The organism is Streptomyces sp. HNM0645 (assembly GCF_030056615.1).
Lineage (GTDB): Bacteria > Actinomycetota > Actinomycetes > Streptomycetales > Streptomycetaceae > Streptomyces > Streptomyces marianii.
The window spans coordinates 1-1,153 of record NZ_JASHLT010000126.1 but is presented as its reverse complement, the minus strand read 5'-3'; the positions used below and the strand labels follow the sequence as shown (position 1 = coordinate 1,153).

The following is a 1,153-nucleotide window of genomic DNA, read 5'->3' as shown; positions in this document are numbered from 1 at the left end:
TGAGGATGATCCTTTGGAGTGGACACCCTGACAATGGATCTTGATGGTCCAGGGAGGGATGTTCAGGTGGGACGCAAGTCTCCGTATCCGGAGGAGTTCAGGAAGGACGCGGTCGCGCTCTACCGGGCCGCGGCCGGGAAGCGGACGTATGCGGCGGTGGCGGCGGATCTCGGCATCACCGCGGAGTCGCTACGGACGTGGGTGCGCAAGGACGAGGCCCAGGCCGTAACCGTGGGCCGTGACGGCAGCGTGAGCGCGGAGGAGGAGCTGGCCCGCCTACGGGCCGAGAACGCCCGGCTGCTCAAGGCCGAGCAGGAGTGGCAGCTGGAGCGCGAGATCCTGCGCCGGGCAGCGGCCTATTTCGCTCGGGAGGTGAAGTGAGCCCCCGCCGCTGGGACTTCATCTCCAACAACCGCGCCGACTTCGGCGTCAAGCGGATCTGCCGGGTGCTCGGGGTGTCCCGCGCCGGCTACTACCGGCACCTGGCCACCGAGCAGGCCCGAGCCGAGCGCCGGGCCGAGGAGAAGCGGACCGTGAGCGAGATCCGCGCCATCCATGCCGAACACCAGGGGGCGTATGGGGCTCCGCGCGTCCATGCTGAACTGCGTGCGAGGGGACGCAGGATCAACCGCAAGCGCGTCANCGGCACCTGGCCACCGAGCAGGCCCGAGCCGAGCGCCGGGCCGAGGAGAAGCGGACCGTGAGCGAGATCCGCGCCATCCATGCCGAACACCAGGGGGCGTATGGGGCTCCGCGCGTCCATGCTGAACTGCGTGCGAGGGGACGCAGGATCAACCGCAAGCGCGTCACCCGGCTGATGCGGATCAACCACATCGTCGGCCGTCACCTGCGGAGGAAGAAGCGGACGACGATCGCGGACAGGACCGCGCCGCCCGCGCCTGACCTGGTGATGCGCGACTTCACCGCGGACACGCTGAACACCAGGTGGTGCGGCGACATCACTTACATAGCCGTCGGCGCGACGTGGCTCTATCTCGCCACGGTGATCGACATCTGCTCGAGGAAGGTGGTGGGCTGGTCAATCGCCGACCACATGCGCACCTCGCTGGTCACCGACGCGATCGAGATGGCCGTGGCCGCCCGCGGGGGTCGGGTGCACGGCGTCGTTTTCCACACCGACAAGGGCGCCCAA

General features: G+C 68.7%; 1 protein-coding gene and 2 pseudogenes. All 3 read left to right on the top strand.

The annotated features are described in order from the left end of the window. Nucleotides 1-33 precede the first annotated feature (33 nt). A pseudogene (locus QMZ92_RS35930) lies at nt 34-524 on the top strand (transposase); the annotation flags it as partial. Between the two features lie 9 nt (nt 525-533). After that, nucleotides 534-704 carry an IS3 family transposase gene (locus QMZ92_RS35925; protein WP_283302141.1) on the top strand — a complete coding sequence of 57 codons (171 nt, stop codon included), beginning with the start codon at nt 534-536 and terminating at the stop codon, nt 702-704. Further along, nucleotides 641-1,153, top strand: a pseudogene (locus tag QMZ92_RS35920) (IS3 family transposase); the annotation flags it as partial. The gene QMZ92_RS35925 and the pseudogene QMZ92_RS35920, both read left to right, overlap by 64 nt.